This window comes from Paeniglutamicibacter gangotriensis Lz1y, from assembly GCF_000348945.1.
Taxonomy (GTDB): Bacteria; Actinomycetota; Actinomycetes; order Actinomycetales; family Micrococcaceae; genus Paeniglutamicibacter; species Paeniglutamicibacter gangotriensis.
On the sequence record NZ_AOCK01000008.1, the window covers coordinates 102,807 to 120,762 of the forward strand.

17 protein-coding genes are annotated in these 17,956 nt (G+C 62.0%); 13 read left to right on the top strand and 4 right to left on the bottom strand.

The window, feature by feature from the left end:
• Nucleotides 1-13: 13 nt before the first annotated feature.
• Complete coding sequence (locus ADIAG_RS13535; RefSeq protein ID WP_007271950.1) at nt 14-1,231, bottom strand: sarcosine oxidase subunit beta family protein; 1,218 nt, start codon at nt 1,229-1,231, stop codon at nt 14-16.
• A 4-nt stretch (nt 1,232-1,235) separates the two neighbouring features.
• Nucleotides 1,236-2,558, bottom strand: coding sequence for a serine hydroxymethyltransferase (gene glyA, locus ADIAG_RS13540; protein ID WP_007271951.1), 1,323 nt, complete (start codon nt 2,556-2,558; stop codon nt 1,236-1,238).
• Nucleotides 2,559-2,724: 166 nt separating this feature from the next.
• On the opposite strand from glyA, the gene ADIAG_RS13545 reads away from it, so the two are divergent.
• The 9 genes from ADIAG_RS13545 to ADIAG_RS13585 all read left to right on the top strand — a co-directional run bounded on the left by ADIAG_RS13545 (nt 2,725) and on the right by ADIAG_RS13585 (nt 12,709).
• The gene (locus tag ADIAG_RS13545) at nt 2,725-3,396 is read left to right on the top strand and encodes a GntR family transcriptional regulator (protein WP_007271952.1); all 672 of its coding nucleotides are present in this window, start codon (nt 2,725-2,727) and stop codon (nt 3,394-3,396) included.
• 224 nt (nt 3,397-3,620) lie between these two features.
• Complete coding sequence (locus tag ADIAG_RS13550; RefSeq protein ID WP_007271954.1) at nt 3,621-4,304, top strand: DUF4166 domain-containing protein; 684 nt, start codon at nt 3,621-3,623, stop codon at nt 4,302-4,304.
• A gap of 559 nt (nt 4,305-4,863) precedes the next feature.
• Complete coding sequence (locus ADIAG_RS13555; protein WP_152426168.1) at nt 4,864-6,264, top strand: MFS transporter; 1,401 nt, start codon at nt 4,864-4,866, stop codon at nt 6,262-6,264.
• Between the two features lie 451 nt (nt 6,265-6,715).
• Entirely contained in the window at nt 6,716-7,510 is a 795-nt protein-coding gene (locus ADIAG_RS13560; RefSeq protein ID WP_007271956.1) for a creatininase, read from the top strand.
• Nucleotide 7,511: 1 nt separating this feature from the next.
• Nucleotides 7,512-9,269: a BCCT family transporter gene (locus tag ADIAG_RS13565; RefSeq protein WP_235045910.1), complete on the top strand. Its 1,758-nt coding sequence runs from the start codon at nt 7,512-7,514 to the stop codon at nt 9,267-9,269.
• Between the two features lie 305 nt (nt 9,270-9,574).
• Entirely contained in the window at nt 9,575-10,831 is a 1,257-nt protein-coding gene (locus ADIAG_RS13570) for an aminopeptidase P family protein (RefSeq protein WP_007271958.1), read from the top strand.
• A 108-nt stretch (nt 10,832-10,939) separates the two neighbouring features.
• Nucleotides 10,940-11,398 carry a nucleoside deaminase gene (locus ADIAG_RS13575; RefSeq protein WP_007271959.1) on the top strand — a complete coding sequence of 153 codons (459 nt, stop codon included), beginning with the start codon at nt 10,940-10,942 and terminating at the stop codon, nt 11,396-11,398.
• 71 nt (nt 11,399-11,469) lie between these two features.
• Complete coding sequence (locus ADIAG_RS13580; RefSeq protein ID WP_007271960.1) at nt 11,470-12,264, top strand: IclR family transcriptional regulator; 795 nt, start codon at nt 11,470-11,472, stop codon at nt 12,262-12,264.
• 19 nt (nt 12,265-12,283) lie between these two features.
• Entirely contained in the window at nt 12,284-12,709 is a 426-nt protein-coding gene (locus ADIAG_RS13585; protein ID WP_007271961.1) for a cupin domain-containing protein, read from the top strand.
• Here ADIAG_RS13585 and ADIAG_RS13590 read toward each other — a convergent pair whose 3' ends face one another.
• Complete coding sequence (locus ADIAG_RS13590) at nt 12,710-13,504, bottom strand: alpha/beta fold hydrolase (protein ID WP_043475027.1); 795 nt, start codon at nt 13,502-13,504, stop codon at nt 12,710-12,712. It lies immediately after the preceding gene.
• Between the two features lie 88 nt (nt 13,505-13,592).
• Here ADIAG_RS13590 and ADIAG_RS13595 point away from each other — a divergent pair, with 88 nt between their 5' ends.
• The 4 genes from ADIAG_RS13595 (at nt 13,593) to ADIAG_RS20365 (ending at nt 16,975) form a co-directional block, all read left to right on the top strand.
• A complete protein-coding gene (locus tag ADIAG_RS13595; protein WP_007271963.1) occupies nt 13,593-15,269 on the top strand; it encodes an FAD-binding dehydrogenase in 1,677 nt (558 codons plus the stop codon).
• Nucleotides 15,270-15,351: 82 nt separating this feature from the next.
• On the top strand, nt 15,352-15,552 hold the full coding sequence (locus tag ADIAG_RS13600; protein ID WP_043475029.1) for a hypothetical protein: 201 nt from the start codon (nt 15,352-15,354) through the stop codon (nt 15,550-15,552).
• A gap of 54 nt (nt 15,553-15,606) precedes the next feature.
• Nucleotides 15,607-16,110, top strand: coding sequence for a DUF2087 domain-containing protein (locus ADIAG_RS20360; RefSeq protein WP_007271964.1), 504 nt, complete (start codon nt 15,607-15,609; stop codon nt 16,108-16,110).
• Between the two features lie 97 nt (nt 16,111-16,207).
• Nucleotides 16,208-16,975: a DUF4190 domain-containing protein gene (locus ADIAG_RS20365; RefSeq protein ID WP_007271965.1), complete on the top strand. Its 768-nt coding sequence runs from the start codon at nt 16,208-16,210 to the stop codon at nt 16,973-16,975.
• 1 nt (nt 16,976) lies between these two features.
• Here ADIAG_RS20365 and ADIAG_RS13615 read toward each other — a convergent pair whose 3' ends face one another.
• A complete protein-coding gene (locus ADIAG_RS13615; RefSeq protein ID WP_007271966.1) occupies nt 16,977-17,837 on the bottom strand; it encodes an inositol monophosphatase family protein in 861 nt (286 codons plus the stop codon).
• Nucleotides 17,838-17,956 lie beyond the last annotated feature (119 nt).

A 17,956-nucleotide genomic window follows, 5' to 3' on the forward strand; every position in this document is an offset into this window, starting at 1 on the left:
TGTGGGTCCCTTTCTAGTGGGCCACGGCTGCGGCGCCGTGTTCGTCGATGAGGTGGCCGGTTTCGAAGCGTTCGATGTTGAAAGCGGCATTGAGCTCGTGCGGTTCGTCGTTGGCGATGGTGTGGGCGAAGGTGAAACCTGCACCCGGGGTGCCCTTGAAGCCGCCGGTTCCCCAGCCACAGTTCACGTAGAGCTGGTCGATCGAGGTCTTGGAGACGATGGGAGAGGCATCCATGGTGGTGTCCACGATGCCGCCCCAGGTGCGCAGCACGTGGGCGCGTCCGAAGATCGGGAAGAGTTCCACGGCCGCTGCCATTTGTTCCTCGATCACGTGGAAGGCGCCGCGCTGGCCGTAGCCGTTGTAGGTGTCGATGCCCGCGCCCATGACCAATTCGCCCTTGTGCGCCTGAGAGACGTAGACGTGTACGTGGTTGGACATCACCACGGTCGGGTGGACCGGTTCGTGCAGCTCGGAGACCAAGGCCTGCAGCGGGTGGGACTGGATCGGCAGGTCGAAGCCGGCCTGTTCGGCCAGCACCGAGGAGTGTCCGGCACCGCACAGGGCGACCTTGCCGGCGTTGATGGTGCCGCGGTTGGTCTTGACGCCTGTGACCCGGTTGCCGTCCTTGATGAAGCCGGTGACTTCACAGTTCTGGATGATGTCCACGCCCATCTCATCGCATTTGCGGGCGAAGGCCCAGGCGACGTGGTCGTGCTTGGCGATGCCTGCGCGCGGCTGGTAGGTGGCTCCCATAACTGGGTAGCGGATGTTGTCCTCGATGTTGATGATCGGGCACAGTTCCTTGACCTGCTCGGGGGAGATCCATTCGGCGTCCACGCCGTTGAGCTGGTTGGCGCCGACCCGACGCATGGATTCGCGCACATCTCCCAGGGTGTGGGCAAGGTTCATGACCCCGCGCTGGGAGAAGAGGAAGTCGTATTCCAGTTCCTCGGGGAGCTGCTCCCAGAGTTTAAGGGACTTCTCGTACATGCCCGCGGATTCGTCCCAGAGGTAGTTGGAACGAATGATGGTGGTGTTACGGGCCATGTTGCCGCCGGCCAGCCAGCCGCGTTCGAGTACGGCGATGTTGGTCATGCCGTGGTTCTTGGCCAGGTAGTAGGCGGTAGCCAGTCCGTGTCCGCCGCCACCGACGATGACTGCGTCGTAGGAGGACTTGGGTTCCGGGTTGCGCCAGAGGAAATCTGGGTGCTCGGGAAGAATATCAGCCATGGTCTTATGCTCCGATCGGGGCGAGGTTTGGGTAGAGGGGGTGGGCGTTAGCCAAGGCATGCACACGGTCCTTGAGGGCCGCGAGCGTTGCCTCGTTATTCTCCTGGGTGCCGGCGATGAGGGTCTCGGCAATGATGTCCGCAACCTCCACAAACGCCGCTTCGGAGAAACCACGGGTCGCCAACGCCGGGGTACCGATGCGCAGACCCGAGGTGACCATCGGCGGACGGGGATCAAAGGGCACCGCATTGCGGTTCACCGTGATCTCCACCTTCGCCAACAGATCCTCGCCCTGCTGCCCATCAAGTTCCGAATGGCGCAGATCCACCAGCACCAGGTGCACATCGGTGCCACCGGTGAGCACGCTGATGCCCGCCGCAGCAACATCCGGAGCATTTAGACGCTCCGCCAGGATATGTGCACCGGCCAGCGTGCGTTCCTGACGCTCCTTGAACTCCTCGGTCGCGGCGATCTTGAACGCCACGGCCTTACCGGCAATCACATGCTCCAACGGGCCACCTTGCTGCCCGGGGAACACCGCGGAGTTGATCTTCTTGGCGATGTCAGCATCGTTGGTCAGGATGATCCCGCCACGTGGACCGGCCAGGGTCTTATGCGTGGTGGAGGACACCACATGGGCGTGCGGCACCGGGGAAGGGTGCAACCCCACGGCGACCAGACCGGCGAAGTGCGCCATGTCCACAAACAGGTACGCCCCGACCTTGTCCGCGATCGCCCGGAAGCGTTCGAAGTCCAACTGACGCGGGTAGGCTGACCAGCCGGCGACAATCATCTTGGGCTGGTGCTCGATGGCCAGGGCCTCGACCTTGTCCATATCCACCACCAAGGTGTCCTCTTCGACACCGTACGGAACGATGTTGTAGAGGCGCCCGGAGAAGTTGATCTTCATCCCGTGCGTCAGGTGCCCGCCGTGGGCCAGGTTCAACCCCATGATGGTGTCGCCCGGACGGATCAGCGCGTGCATCACCGAGGCGTTGGCCTGGGCACCGGAGTGCGGCTGCACATTAGCGAAACCCGCACCGAACAGGGCCTTGACCCGTTCGATGGCCAGCGTCTCAATGACGTCGACTTCTTCGCAACCGCCGTAGTAACGGCGACCCGGGTAGCCTTCGGCGTACTTGTTGGTGACTACCGAACCCTGCGCCTGCATCACGGCCACGGCCGTGTGGTTCTCCGAGGCAATCATTTCCAGGCCACGCTGCTGGCGAGCCAGTTCCGCGTCGATGCGCTGAGCAATCTCCGGATCCAGGGTGGCGATGCTTTCGGTCAACGTTGACTCGATAAGCGTGGTGTTCGAGGCCGTCATACAGCTTTCACTCCTTGAAGTACAAGTTGTTTATGATTGATATATCAGAACTACCGCAATGCTATGATGAGGATCACACGCTGTCAACAGTCAGCGGGAAATGTGACGTCAGGCCGTTCGAAATGCAGCTACGGCATACTCTCGGCAACAGCAAGGAGACCTTTACATGAGCACTATCTCCGCCACCCCGGAGGTGCTGGGCGAATCAATTTCCCTGGCCGAGCAGTCGTACCGCGATATCCGGGACAGGTTGATCATGCTCGACATCCGCCCCGGTGAACCGATCAACGACGGCCATTTGGCGGCCGAGCTCGGAGTGGGACGCACTCCCGTGCGCGAGGCTCTCAAGCGCTTGGAGATTGACCATTTGGTGGTTTCCTATCCGCGCCGAGGCACCTTCGCCACGATCGTGGATATCACAGAACTTGCCGATGTCTCGGAAATGCGCCGTTCGCTCGAACCGCTGGCCGCGCGCAAGGCTGCACTGGCTGCGTCCGAGGACGAGCGCGACGAGTTGCGTGAGCTGGCCCGGGATATTGAACGACTGGGGGAGAAAAACGTGGACAAACGGGGGTTGATGGAATACGACCTCAGCGTCCACCGGCTGATCTATCGTGTTGCGGGGAACCCTCACCTTGAGGAAACCCTCATTCGTCTGGACAATCTTGCAACACGTATCTGGTGCTTGGTGTTAGACAAGGTCCCGTCGGTCGCCGGTCACATCGTTGAGCATGTCGAGCTGCTCGAAGCCATTGCCGACCGCGAGGCGGACCATGCCGAGGCCCTGGCGCTGGGCCACATCACTAGCTTCGAGCAAACGATTCGCGCCGCCCTCTAGGCATCGAATATGTTCCCGGAACGTCTGCAAGCCCTTTCGAAGGGGGTAGTCATCGGACTCTATGATGAGTGGATGCGCGAAAAAGCGGACACGGCCAACTCTTCGAAGGGCTGCGCGAGGCGTGCGCCAGATGCCCGATCGATGCGTGCATCATCGAAGTGTGCCGAGCTGACGATGATCGAAGGACGTGGATCCGTCGCCCTAACAAGGAATGCGGAAAAGTAATGGCTTCGATCTTTGAGCTGGCCCTGGGGCAGGATTTCGAGCGCCTGCACCCCATGCTCCAGAAGCGTTTCGGCGTCGATGTGGAAGCCGGTTATGCGTGCGTGGGCCGCGGCGTATTTTCCGAGGTGCGGCGCGGATCCTGGTGGACCCTGCCGTTCCTGCACTTGGGCACCTACCGCAACATCCTGTTCCCCGAACAGGGCAGGAACATCCCCTTTTCGATCGAGAACTTCCCCTACCTTGATGGGTTCGGCCGCCCGACCGTCACCTTCGTGCGGAGACTGGAACTTCCTGACGCCAAGAATCGCCGTTTTGATGCCACGATGGTGCACAGCCCGCGGCGCGGAGGAGTCGTCGACTACCTAGGCACGCACCAGCATCTTGCCACCGATCTCATCATGGAGGTCCTGGAGAATGGGACGCTTCACCTTCAAACGAGCGACTTGCGCTTCTACGAAGGGCCGCTGGCGTTCACCGTTCCCGGCTTCATCACCGGTACCGCGGATCTGTATGAAAGTTACGACGAAGACCGTGGGGTGTTCAGCATGCAGATGCAAGTGCGGAACCCTGTCTTTGGATTCCTCTTCGGGTATCGGGGCGAGTTCACCTGTACGTATCCATCGCTGTCAGAAGTTGCCGCACCATCGGCCCTCAAGCCAGTGCGGGAAGAGGTTCGCGAATAGCGGCCAATGCAGGGGAAAGTGCTGTCGACAAGGAGCCGTCCGTCGCAGTGCGTCAAATGTCGGAACTGCGCTCCGGCAGATCGTGGACGATGCCCTCGTGCATGGTTATGAGCTGGTCGTTGCTCAGGCCGGGCGGGTGAAAACTCCCGCTATCGCCACTCTTCGAGCATTTGTGCCTTCCGTCCCTTCGATGCGATCGGCGAAAGGCAGTAAGTCTGGGGTTGACGGCGGAATACCTTGATGGTGGATTCCAGCTGTTGCCACGGCATCCAGATATATGCCGGACCTATTGGCAGTGATTCCTGCTCGTGATCGGTTGATGCACTGACGGCGGGCAATCTATTCCATGGAATATCGATTTGAGAAGGCTCGACGGGAACTCATATTGAGAGCGTGTTCCAAAGGGTAGGTGGGGCTTGGGGCCGTGCTGCGTAATGTCGGGGGCTCTTTGCCAGGATTGCCTGCGGGGCAACCCTTGACAGTGACGCGTGACACAAATAGAGTCAATGCAACAGTGTTGCACTGACTGCAACTCCCAAGACCCTATGGTGGTTCCCAAATGATTCAGCGCAAAAATTCCGTGGCTGGCAATGAAGCCAACGCGCGTTCTGCAACGAGCACGCTCACCAATCTCCCGGTATCCGGCCTCGGTCCGACGCTCAGTGGCCAGGAGCGTCCGGACCCGATGGGGGTTGGCAAGAAGACGCGTCGCAAGGTCGTTGCCGCAAGTTTCATCGGCAACTTCGTGGAATGGTTCGACTACGCAGTGTACGGCTACCTCGCGGTAACCATCACCGCGGTCTTCTTCCCCGAATCCGACCCGGCAACCGGCTTGATGCTCACCTTCGCGCTCTTCGCCGTCTCCTTCCTGGTTCGTCCGCTGGGCGGCTTTGTCTGGGGCCACCTCGGCGACAAGATCGGCCGACGTGAAGCGCTCGCTTGGTCGATCCTGATCATGTCTGCCGCGACCTTCTGCATAGCCCTGATTCCCTCCTACAACACCATCGGCATCTGGGCGCCGATCCTGCTGCTCATCGTCCGCGTTGTCCAAGGCTTCTCGGCTTCCGGTGAATACGCTGGGGCCTCGGCCTTCCTAGTCGAGTACGCGCCAGCCAACCGACGCGGGCTCTACGCCGCAGTGGTACCGGCCAGCACCGCCACCGGCCTGCTGTTGGGTTCACTCATGGCGGCCTTGCTGACGGGATTGCTCGAGCCCGAGCAGATGCAGTCCTGGGGCTGGCGCCTGCCGTTCCTGTTGGCAGCACCCATGGGCCTGATTGGACGCTACATCCGGACCAAGCTGGAAGACTCCCCGGTCTTCACCGAGCTGGCCAAGGAAGACAACGCAGTTAAGGCCCCGGTCTCCTCGCTGTTCAAGAACCACTGGCGCCAGCTGATCCAGGCCGTCGGAGCGGTGCTGCTCAACGCAGTGGGCTTCTACGTCATCCTCAGTTACATGCCGACCTATTTGTCTCAGGAACTTGGTCTCGATGAAACGGCATCCTATGTTGCCACCACCGTGGCCCTGGTGACGTACATCGGATTCATCTTCATCACGGGAATGCTGTCGGACCGATTTGGACGCAAGAAGATCCTCATGTGTGCATCGATCTCATTCGTCCTCCTCACGATTCCCGCGTTCATGCTGCTGAGCACCGGCAACTTCCTGGTCATCATCCTGGTGCAGATCCTGCTCGGTGCCATGCTCACCCTCAACGACGGGACCCTGCCCAGCTACCTGGCCGAAATGTTCCCCACCAGGGTCCGCTACTCCGGATTCGCCGTCAGCTTCAACCTCTCCAACGCCCTGTTCGGCGGCACCGCACCATTCGTGGCCACCGTCTTGATCGCCACCTCGGGCAGTGTGCTGGCCCCGGGTTGGTACCTGATGGGAGCCGCCGTGATCTCGCTGATCGCTGTCGCCTGCTCGGTGGAAACCAGCAAGAAACCGCTGGCCTAACGGTCCGGATTTCGTTCATGAAAGTGACGCGCAGTTCAATCGGGCCGATATTTCCTGCTGCTTCATGCCGCACCCGTAGCTGGAGCCGGCCCCCTGCTTCGGAGTGAGCTCGTGCCGTTGTGGTCGAAAGGCCGGCTAGGGAGTGTGCGGGTGGCTGCGGGGACATTTCTGGCGTGCCCCGCGCGGGCTCGCCATGTCACGCCCGCGAGCCGGCGCAAGGCGGGGGTGGCGTTCGCTTTCGGATGCAACCCCTCGGCTGCAGCAGCTCCTGCTTGGCCGGGGCCGTCCTGGTTCATCCCACGCAACCAAGATTGACTGTGAGGCGAATCACTGGGAGGGTTTCACTGCAACAAGGTTGTGGTGAACGCAACATCTTTTCCTTCGCCGGAATCCTGGTCGTTCCGTCCAGACTCTTACGCACCATGTCCGCTGTCCATTCTAGGAGACAACGATGACCTCAGTATTTCTTGAAGACCTTGACGCAGAGACCTACTCCGCAATCGTGGCGGAGGAAGGTTCAACCGTTATTATCCCGACCGGAGCTACCGAACAACACGGTCCGCATATGCCTTTGGGCGTGGACGCAATGCTCTCGAAGGCTATCGCCGGGGTGGTTGCCGAAAAGACCGGCGCGGTGGTTGCCCCGGTCTTCGCCTACGGGTACAAGTCCCAGCCACGCTCGGGCGGCGGAAACCACCGTGTAGGAACCACCAGCCTGGGTGCCGCGGCGTTGACCGGGATGGTGGACGATGTGGTTTCCTCGTTCCTGAGCCAGGGGTTCGCGCATGTCGTGATCCTCAATGGCCACTTCGAGAACTACCAGTTCATCTACGAGGGCCTGGACAACGCAGTCTCCCGTGCCCGTGTCAGCAGTACTTCCTCGCGCGCAGTACTGCTTTCCTACTGGGACTTCGTTGACGAGGCCACTTTAGAGCAGGTCTTCCCCAATGGCTTCCTGGGCTGGGACATAGAGCATGGCGGGGTGCTGGAAACCTCCCTGATGTTGTTGCTTCATCCGGAAAAGGTGGACATGTCCCGCGTCGTGGACCACCCGCCGGCCAAGCTGACCCCCTACGACATTTTTCCCGAGGATCCGGCGCGGACACCGGCCAGTGGCTGCCTTTCCAGCGCAAAGGGCGCGAGTGCAGAACGCGGCCAGCTGCTGCTCGATGCGGTGACCACCCAGGTCGCGGCCGCACTTGATGGCGAACTGTCGCTTGAAAAAATTACCCTGGAGGTGTCTTAGCGTGACATTGGACAAGGCAAAGCCTCGGACGCCGCGGCGTTCCGAACCCGAAACCGGAGCCAACGCCATGGCTGCAGCCCCGGTGGAGGTCCCGCGTTTCGCGGGACTGCACATCCCGCCAATTGACAGGTTGCTGATCCGTGTCATCCCACCGGTGCTGATCATAGGGGTGATTATCTGGGTGCTGACCAACCCGGTCGACGCGGCGGCAGCGATCTCCGAAATGCGCACCTTCGTGACCGGCCGGTTCACCTGGCTATTCATCCTGTACTCGGTCTTCACCGTGGTGGTGTGCATCTGGCTCGCCACGAGCAAGGTGGGCAAGATCCGACTGGGCGGACCCAACGCGAAACCGCAGCACAGCAAATTTGCGTGGTACTCGATGCTCTTCGCCTGCGGGCAGGGCATCGGGCTGATCTTCTGGTCGGTCGCCGAACCCATCATGCTGCGCGACGAGAACCCGGTCATCCCGGCCGGACCCAGCGGCGGGGCCGAAGGCGCAATCGTATGGACCTACTTCCACTGGGGCCTGACCGCCTGGGCTATGTATTGCGTGGTGGCGGTATGCCTGGCCTACTCGCACCACAACCTGGGCAAGACCCTGACATTCCGCGAGGCCACCGTCGATATCCTGCCCCGCTGGTCGCGCCGCGGAGCAGGCGTCGTCGTCGAACTGCTGGCCATCATAGCCACCGTGCTCGGCTTGGCCACGTCCTTCGGATTCGCAGCCATGCAGTTCAGCTCCGGCATCACCTCCTTCACCGGTATCGCAGCCAGCCCGGTGATGTGGTTCATGGTCATCCTGATTTTCGCCGGTATCACCTCGGTCTCGGCCATCGTTGGCATCAACAAGGGCATGGCCCGGATCAGCAGTGTGAACTCGATTCTGAGCATCGTGCTGGTGGTGGCCGTGCTGATCTTCGGCCCGACGCTGTTTATCATCTCGAACATGTCCCAGACCTTCGGCAGCTTCATGGCGAACTTCGTGGATATGAGCATGTGGACGGACTCGGGTTTGGCCACCACGACGCTGGCGAGCTGGCAGGACAGCTGGAATGGCTGGTGGACGGTGTTCATCTGGTGCTGGGTCATTGCCTTTTCACCTTTCGTCGCCGGCTTTATTGCCCGGATCTCCCGCGGGCGCACCATCCGTGAGTTTGTCCTGGGTGTGACAGTCATCCCGACCTTGATCGTCATGGTCTGGGTTGCGGTGATTGGATCGGCCGCCATTTTCTACGACGACAAGTCCGACCGCGGCATCAGTGCGGCGGTGGCGGCCGATACCTCTGCTGGCCTGTTCGCGATGCTCGACGCCGTCCCCGTGGTCGGCACCATCCTGCTGGTGGTGGCCACCATCCTGGTCGCCACCTACTACGTCACTTCCCTGGACTCGGGGATCTATGCGCTGAGTGAGTTTGTCTCGGCGCCGCACAAGTCCGGACCGGTGTTCCGTGTGGTGCTGGTGCTCTCCGTGGGTACTGTCACCACTGTCCTGCTGACGCTGGGCGGGACCGCGGTAGTCGACACCGTGCAAACCGGCACCATCATCGGGGCCTTCCCGTTCTCGTTTGTGATCCTTCTGATGATCGTGAACCTGATCCGGCGCCTGCTTAAGCGCGACAAGGCGATTAAGCGGCTGGAAAGGGACATCAACAACCCCGATCCGACACTGATCGTCGTTCCCGACCCCAGGAAGGAGGGCGCGGTTCGGTTGGTCTCGGCAGAGGTGGACCTGGAGGACCGGGCCGCCCGGGAATAATCATCTCGCCTCAAGGCCGTGGCATCCGCAACTGCGGATGCCACGGCCTTCGTCCTTTACCGCAGCGTACGGCCTGGCTCCGCAAATCCCTCCGAGCCAGCGAGCCGACTGCGTGTAGTGGAAAAAATTCAAAGTCCACCAAATAACACTTGACAGTGAGGTGGGACACACATAGTCTGAGTGCAACGGTGTTGCAGTGAATGCAACAGTCCGAAACCTTCTCCGGCGGTTCCCAAGAATCCACGCAATCCTTAGGATTGGGCCGGTCTGCATTGCCACCTGATTACTTCTGAGGAGCCAATACCTTGACCACCACCGCGAACAGCGCAACCAATGTTTCCGAGCTCGAGCGCCTGAAGACCCTGCACAACGGGACCAAGCAGCAGCTCACGTTCTCCGACGCCGAGTTCGAGCGCCGCTTGACCGGCCTTCGCACCATCATGGCTGCGAAAGAACTCGACGCGGTCATCCTGACCAGCTACCACGGCATCAAGTACTACTCCGATTTCCTCTACACCACCTTCGGTCGCAACTACGCGCTGGTGGTCACCGCCGACAGCTCGACCACCATCACCGCGAACATCGACGCCGGCATGCCGTGGCGCACCAGCTACGGCGACAACATTGTTTACACCGACTGGAAGCGCGACAACTTCTACTACGGACTGCAGGAGGCCCTGAAGCGCAACGGCGTGAAGGCCGCCCGCCTCGGTGTCGAGGACGACGCCCTGCCGACCATGACCCGCCAGGCCATCGCGGACACGTTCGACGGTGCAGCCTTGGTGGATGTCTCGCAGGATGCCATGCGCCAGCGCATGATCAAGTCCGCCGAGGAGATCGAGGTCATCAAGCACGGTGCACGCATCGGCGACATCGGCGGCGAAGCCATCAAGGCAGCCATCCGTGAGGGCATCACCGAGTACGAGGTCGCCCTGATCGGTACCGAGGCCATGGTGCACGAAATCGCCAAGACCTTCCCGCACCGCGAAGTCCGCGACACCTGGGTCTGGTTCCAGTCCGGCATCAACACCGACGGCGCCCACAACTGGGCCACCACCCGCAAGCTTCAGCGTGGGGACATCCTTTCGCTGAACTGCTTCCCGATGACCAGTGGCTACTACACCGCCCTGGAACGCACCTTGTTCCTGGGCGAGCCAGACGAGCGCTCGCTGCAGGTGTGGAACGCCAATGTCGAGGTGCACAAGCGCGGCCTGGAATTGATTAAGCCCGGGGCTGTCTGCAAGGACATCGCCGCCGAGCTCAACGAGATCTTCATCGGCCACGGTCTGCTGCCCAACCGCACCTTCGGTTACGGCCACTCCTTCGGCGTGCTTTCGCACTACTACGGCCGCGAGGCGGGCCTGGAACTGCGCGAGGATATCGACACGGTCCTCGAGCCGGGCATGGTAGTTTCCATGGAACCAATGGTCACCGTCCTTGACGGCGAGCCGGGTGCCGGAGGCTACCGCGAGCACGACATCCTGGTCATTGGCGAGGACGGCGGCGTGGAGAACATCACCAAGTTCGGCTTCGGTCCGGAGAACAACATCATCGATGCCTAAAGCCAAGCTGGCATGATGGGGGTGGGTGGGATGCACATGTGCACACCACCCACCCCGCCGTGTTCCACCTCGGCGACCGCCTCACGACGAAGAATCGAGTCTCACGCCATGAACCTGGACCAACACGATCGCGCGGGATATGCCATTGCCCTCGAACAGGCACGGCTCGGTGGCGGCGAAGGAGGGGTCCCGATTGGCTCGAGCATCTTCGAAAACGGGAAACTGATCAGTGCCGGGCGTAACCGCCGGGTGCAACGAGGGGATCCGACGGCCCACGGGGAAATGGATGCGCTGCGCAATGCGGGGCGACGGACCTCATACGCCGGGGCCACGCTCTACTCGACGCTCGCCCCCTGCGCCATGTGCGCGGGATCGATCATCCTGTTCGGGATCCGCCGCGTTGTGGTGGGAGAGAACAAGAACTTTGCCGGTGAGCTGGAGCTGCTGCGCAGCCGAGGCGTCGAGGTCGTTGTTGTCGACGACCAGCAGGCCACCGGACTCATGGAGCGGTTCATCACCGAAAACCGCTCACTGTGGAACGAAGACATCGGCGTGGAGGAGTCCTAACCACACCGCGGACCCAAATCCGCGCCACCGTCTCGGACACACCCCGTCCCACCCACAGGAGGACCCTGCCCATGGTTGCCCAAACGACCGAAACCCCCGCCGCCGAACCCCGCGGCGCCTCGGTCATTGTCAACGTCATCGATGTGTTGCGCTGCTTCACCGCCGAGCACCCGGTACTGGGTGTCACCGAGATTGCCGCACAGGTGGGGCTGCACAAATCCAGCGTCTCGCGAATCTTGGCGACCCTGGAACAAGAACGCATCGTGGCCCGCGACGAAGCCACCCGCAAATACTCGCTGGGCCTGGGGCTGATCGCCGTGGCAGGGCCGCTGCTAGCCAACCTGAATGTGCGGCGGGTGTCCTTCCCGTTCCTGAACGAGTTGGCCCGAGACACCGGTGAAACCGCGGTGCTCACCATCTGGGACGGAGCCGAATCGGTCTCGGTCGAGCAGATCCCCAGCATCCACCAGGTCAAACACACCTCGGCCATGGGGAGCCGGTACAACACCGCACTCAGCGCCTCGGTGCAGGTTTTTCTGGCGTATGAGGAGCCTGCCAAGACAGCAACGCTGCTTGAATCGGGGGCAGTGGTGCTGCCAGCCAATACCGAGGCGACACGGACCGATTATCTCACCCGGCTTGAGAGGGTCCGGAGCACAGGCTACGCGGCCAACCACGGCGAGACCTCCGTAGATGAGGTGGGCGTGGCCGCCCCGATTTTTGACCACCGTGGAGCGGTGGTGGCTAGCGTCATGATCGCGGCCCCCTATTACCGGGTCTCCGAAACACAGCTACGCCAACTATGTACCGCCTGCATCAGGGCCGCCCGGCAGATCAGTCTGCGTCTGGGAGCCCCGGTTATCTGATTGAGGAGAAGAAGCATCGATGTTTGAAGCACGCGGAGCGCACACCTTCGACTACTCCCTGCACCAGGGCAGTCCCACCCGCATGCAATTCCACTTCGCCGATTCCATGGCCATGCCCGTGGCCATCCAGACCTGGGAACTTGAGCCCGGAGGGTACGAGGGCATGCACTCCCACCACGGCGACGGGATGGCCGTCGAAGAGTTCTACCTGGTGCTCGAAGGAAGTGCGCAGATGCAGGTGGGCCAGGAACATTATGAGCTGGGCGCCGGGGACAGCGTGCTGGCTCCGGCGGAGGTGGAACACGATTTACGTAACACCGGGGACGGTGTGCTGCGCGTCCTGGTGGTCTGGGGCGAAGCCGGGTCCAAGGACTTCTCCGGCTTCGGCTCGTTGGCCGCTTCACTGGCCGCGCGGGCCGAAGGGACGGATGGCACGCGCGGGTAGCTATGAATCCTGAGGATTATCCATACGGCGAAGCCATGCATCGAGTAGCTCGGCGACGGCTCCGGGCCGGTCCAGATGTGCGTTGTGTCCGGCACGATCGAGGATCACCAGTTCACTATCCGGGTAACGCTCGGCCAATGCTGCTTGGTCGGTGAATCCCACCACGTGGTCTTGGCGCCCAGTAATGATCAGTGTGGGACCGGAGAAGACCTCATGCCGGTCCTCGGGTTCCACGGACAGCGCGTAGCGCCCGGCGATCCGGCCGATTGCCGAACGGTCGAATGACCGCAGCCCCGGCAGTACCGAATCCCGGAAAAGTCCCCAGTTCTCCGCCGACTGGATGACCGCCATCTCTGCGTATGCCTCGGCATCCTCCGGAACCAGCGAGGCCAGCAGGGCAGGGTCCTGGCGCAGGACGCTGCGTGGTGGCAACACCCGACGAGAATTCTCGGCCACCGCCACCGGACAGAGCAGCGCCAGTCCCAGGACCTGCCCACCAAACTCGGCCGCGAGGTGGCGGGCCAGCATCCCGCCGTAGGAATTCCCCAGCAGTGCAAAGGACGCGCTGCCCACGGTGTCGCGAATGAATGATGCCAGGGCGTCCGCCACGGCATCGCTGCTGCGCAGCTGCGGCCCGGCAACCGATCGCCCCATTCCCGGAAGATCAAGATAGATCCGCCGCCAACCACCACGGGCGGCCAATACCGGATCGAGACCCAACAGCAAGCGGTGATCGACGCAAAACCCGTGGATTACCACCAGTGGGGTACCGGAACCTCGTTCAAGAAAGTGCACGCCTGCAGACTAACAACAAACCGAACGGCACCTCGTCTTGCGGCCCTGACTCGTGTGGCCCGGGCCACTTCGACGCTAGTCTGGAACCATGTCGACATTCCCGCATTCACAACACTTCGATGTCATCATCGTCGGTGCCGGTTTGGCCGGACTCGTGGCAGCCACCGAGGCCACCGAGGCAGGGGCCCGCGTCCTACTACTGGACCAAGAACCCGAGGCCAACCTCGGAGGCCAGGCCCATTGGAGTTTCGGCGGGATCTTTTTGGTCGATTCGCCCGAGCAACGCCGGCTCTGCGTCAAAGATTCCGAAGCACTCGCCCTGGCAGACTGGGCGAACACCGCGGGCTTCGACCGCGAGGAAGATTACTGGGCGCGCAAATGGGCCACCGCCTATGTGCAATGGGCGGCAGGAGGCAAGCGCGCATGGCTGCACGATCGCGGCATCCGCTTCTTCCCAGTAGTCGGATGGGCCGAACGCGGCGGTGCCGGTGCCCAGGGTCCGGGAAACTCCGTGCCACGCTTCCACATCACTTGGGGGACCGGTCCGGGACTGCTCGAACCCTTCCTCAAGGCGGCCAAGGCCGCCCAAGCCAAGGGGCAACTGGTGATGCTCTTCAGGCACCAACTCGATGAGCTGGTCCTCCGCGACGGAGCCGTCACCGGGGTACGCGGCACCGTCTTGGAACCTGACGCAGCCCCGCGCGGGGTGGCAAGCAACAGGAACGCGACAGGGGACTTCGAATACTTTGCCCCGGCCGTGGTCGTGGCCACCGGCGGCATCGGAGGGAACCTGGACAAGGTCCGCGCTGCGTGGCCCGAACGCCTAGGCACCCCACCCGAAACCATGGTCTCCGGAGTGCCTGCGCATGTGGATGGGCGTGGACTGGACATCGCCGCGCGCGCCGGTGCCCGACTGGTCAATGGGGACAGAATGTGGCATTACACCGAAGGGATCGGCAACTGGAACCCGGTCTGGGAGCGTCACGGGATCCGCATCCTGCCCGGCCCCAGTTCGTTGTGGATCGATGCCCAAGGACAGCGATTACCCGCTCCGCTGTGGCCCGGGTTCGACACCCTGGGCACCTTGGCGCACCTGCGCAGTACCGGGCACGATCACAGCTGGTTCATTCTCAACCGCCGCATCATCGGCAAGGAGTTTGCGCTCTCGGGCTCCGAACAGAACCCCGACCTCACCGGCAAGGACGTCCGCGCGGTGCTGGCGCGTGCCCGGGTTGATGTGCCAGGCCCGGTCCAGGCCTTCCTTGAGCACGGGGAAGACTTCCTCCAAGCCCCCACGATCCACGAATTGGTGGCCAAGATGAACAAGCTCACCGGTGAAGACCTCCTTGATCCTGCACAAGTAGCCGAGGTCCTGGAAGCCAGGGATTCGGCGGTGGCCAACTCCTTTGGCAAGGACGGGCAGATTTCTGCGCTCACCATGGCCCGGAACTACCTCGGGGACAAGTTGGTGCGCAGCGTCAAGCCACATCGGATCACCGAGGCGAAGGCCGGCCCGCTGGTTGCGGTGCGCCTGAGGATCCTGACTCGCAAATCACTGGGTGGGGTCCAGACGGACTTGGACTCCCGTGTGCTGGACACGGCAGGGAACGCCGTCCCGGGGCTGTATGCGGCGGGGGAGGCGGCCGGATTCGGCGGTGGTGGTTACCACGGCTACCGCGCATTGGAAGGTACGTTTCTGGGTGGTTGCCTGTTCAGCGGGAGGGCGGCAGGCAGGCATGCCGCCGGTGAGGGGCAGCGGACATAGAGGGGTCCACCGGCCATTGCTTGCGCGGTTCACTTTGGTGCGCGAAGGAACGATGGTGGCCCGGTGCGCGTGGGTTTGGTCAGTGCGTGAAGTGGTAAACCACCCCAAAGAGCACAGCCGAGATGCTGAAAGAAAAACCGATGATCATCGGTACCCACGTGCCTTGGGCGTCAATCAGGAAAACGGCGTACGTGATGAAGAGCAACGCCGCCAAGATTCCGCCAAGGATGAGGGAACCACCGCCGTGGTGATGTACGGCAGTCTGCGCATTTCGATGAAATAGAGTAGCCATATCCTCAGGGTAGGCCGAAAAAACGAGAAAAACGAGGGAAGAACCATGAAGGATCCACTGCAGGAACCGGCGGGCGACTGGCGCCAGGTGTTTGGGGCCCTGGCCAACGAGGAGACCCGCCGCTACTACGCCGCACAGATCCTGGAGATCGACAGTGACCTCCGCCCCGAGCGTGTGGCCAAGGCTCGGACCAACCTAGCCAAGGCCGGTCTGCTCGATGAGCGTGGTCGGGTTGACTCCGAGCTGTTTTCCAGGCTTCTGGATTCTGGGGCACGCAAGCAACCACGGGTGGGCACCGACCGCTATTTCGATGCGGAGGGCCGCATCGAGCGCTACCCCAAGAAACTCGACGAGCGCATGGGGATGTTGCGTGTGGTCGCCGCAAAAGTCATGAAGCACGGAGAACACCTCGCCGAGGCGGAACTGACAGCAAAGCTGGGACAGTACAGTGATGATCCGGTGCTTCTGCGCCGCTATCTTGTCGACTATGGCATGCTGCTGCGCCAACCCGATGGGTCCAGCTATCGTCTGGCTGATGGGTCGGACTAAGCACAAGAATTGTGCTTAAGTGGCGTGAAAGAGGTAATTTCTTTGTGTACGGCATTCGGCGTGTGCCGATCTCGTCCCCGTACGTTCCAGGAGCCTCATGACTGATCCGTATGCCCGCCCGGGCGGTGATACCGCCCACGGACAGTGGCCATCCAACGGTGGGTACCAGGGGCAGTACGCCGAGTCACAGCTGCCATATCAGGGCTATCGCCCGGGGTTCTACCCCGGCCAAGATCCGACCCAGGGCTACTACGGACACGACGGCCGCTACATCCCTCCCCGTACCCACGGAGTGACGGTATTCGCCATGATCACCGGAATCGCTGCCGCGGTGATTTCCTTGATCCCGTTCTTCGGGTTCATTGCCTTTGCGCTCGGGCCCCTAGCCATGGTGTTGGGCATCGTGGCCATCGCGAAGCGGATCCCCCGTCGAGGTTTTAGCGTCACCGCGCTGATGACAGGAACCTTCGGGGTGCTGGTCTCAATCCTCTATGCGGTCCTGTTTTCCACCCTGATGTCGTTCTTCGACAACACCCAAAGCTTCGAGTTCAGGGCGAGCGGCGACAGTGAGTACCAAGTCGCTGTCACGACGACCAGCGAAAGCCCCGAAACGAGCGACCGACAAGGGTCGTTCAAGCAAACGGTGGACGCTTCCACGCTCTATGGCGCCATCACCGCCACCGCTATGGACCCCGCCGGCGGGGCCGTGGGGTGCGAGATCTACGACTCGATCGGCAACCTCTTGGTGGCTGACGATGACCAGGGGCCCCACGCAACAGCCAGCTGCGAACTCAGTGACGTATTGCTGCGCAAGGTCGAAGACATCGAATTCCCCGAAGAGATCAGCGCACACGAAGCGAACTGATCTACTTCGCGTGCCACGCGACCTTGCGCGCGGCAAGAATCCGCTGGACCGAGGCCTCCAACACGGGGTACTCCGCGCCGGGTCCCAGTGCCATGAAGCAGGGAGCCTCGTGGGCCGGGCGGTCGCGGCCGTCGTAGCTGAAACCCTGAAAGCGTCCGCCGGCCCGACGCACCAGCAGGGCTCCGGCCGAGACATCCCAGGGCTTGGTATCAAAACCGATGGTTGCATCGCACCAGCCGGCTGCAACATGAGCCAGGGCCAGCGCGGCCGAGACCTTTCGACGCACCGTGGCAAACGCTGAGACCCAAGAACCGAATGTCTCCAACGCCAGATCCCCGTCGGTGACCAGGGCCTCGGCAGAGGGGTAGTCGGTCATGATGTTCGCGTGGGACTGCGCGGGCCGCGGCGACGGAGCGATGATGCGGCCATCGAGGTAAGCATGTTGGGCGTCGGCCGTGAACTCCAGCCTGGCGATCGGATCCAACACGACAGCGGCGAGCAACACCCCGTCCCGGGCTGCGGCGATCGAGATGCAGAAGAATGCGACCCCGTGGGTGAAATTGCTGGTGCCGTCGATCGGATCCACGATCCACTGGATGCTCCCGTTCCCGGTGCTTCCGCCTTCTTCTCCCAAGACCCAGGAGTCCGGCTCCGCGGCCAAAAGATGTTCGCCGATGATCTGCTCGCTTTGCCTGTCGAAGGCAGTAACTAGGTCGTGAGCGTTGGTCTTGTTCTCCCGCTCCACGCCGTGGCGGAAGGCATCGCGCAGGATCGGGGCCGCCTGCCGTGCCGCGTCCAGGGCGACGGTGCGAAGACGTGCGGCCAACTCGATATCTGAGATGCTGAAGTTGTCGGTGCTCACGATCAACAACCCTAGCCGGACTACGGCATGCGTGAAGTTAGTTTGACTGGGCAACTAAATTGCCAATATGGTTGACCTAGGCAACATTTGCCTAGGTCAACCATATTTGTGAAGGAGTC

What these genes read in the sequence shown, in the direction of transcription:
- ADIAG_RS13535 (WP_007271950.1), bottom strand. Translation starts at nt 1,231, where the DNA reads ATGGCTGATATTCTTCCCGAGCACCCAGATTTCCTCTGGCGCAACCCG.
- glyA (WP_007271951.1), bottom strand. Translation starts at nt 2,558, where the DNA reads ATGACGGCCTCGAACACCACGCTTATCGAGTCAACGTTGACCGAAAGC.
- ADIAG_RS13545 (WP_007271952.1), top strand. Translation starts at nt 2,725, where the DNA reads ATGAGCACTATCTCCGCCACCCCGGAGGTGCTGGGCGAATCAATTTCC.
- ADIAG_RS13550 (WP_007271954.1), top strand. Translation starts at nt 3,621, where the DNA reads ATGGCTTCGATCTTTGAGCTGGCCCTGGGGCAGGATTTCGAGCGCCTG.
- ADIAG_RS13555 (WP_152426168.1), top strand. Translation starts at nt 4,864, where the DNA reads ATGATTCAGCGCAAAAATTCCGTGGCTGGCAATGAAGCCAACGCGCGT.
- ADIAG_RS13560 (WP_007271956.1), top strand. Translation starts at nt 6,716, where the DNA reads ATGACCTCAGTATTTCTTGAAGACCTTGACGCAGAGACCTACTCCGCA.
- ADIAG_RS13575 (WP_007271959.1), top strand. Translation starts at nt 10,940, where the DNA reads ATGAACCTGGACCAACACGATCGCGCGGGATATGCCATTGCCCTCGAA.
- ADIAG_RS13580 (WP_007271960.1), top strand. Translation starts at nt 11,470, where the DNA reads ATGGTTGCCCAAACGACCGAAACCCCCGCCGCCGAACCCCGCGGCGCC.
- ADIAG_RS13585 (WP_007271961.1), top strand. Translation starts at nt 12,284, where the DNA reads ATGTTTGAAGCACGCGGAGCGCACACCTTCGACTACTCCCTGCACCAG.
- ADIAG_RS13595 (WP_007271963.1), top strand. Translation starts at nt 13,593, where the DNA reads ATGTCGACATTCCCGCATTCACAACACTTCGATGTCATCATCGTCGGT.
- ADIAG_RS20360 (WP_007271964.1), top strand. Translation starts at nt 15,607, where the DNA reads ATGAAGGATCCACTGCAGGAACCGGCGGGCGACTGGCGCCAGGTGTTT.
- ADIAG_RS20365 (WP_007271965.1), top strand. Translation starts at nt 16,208, where the DNA reads ATGACTGATCCGTATGCCCGCCCGGGCGGTGATACCGCCCACGGACAG.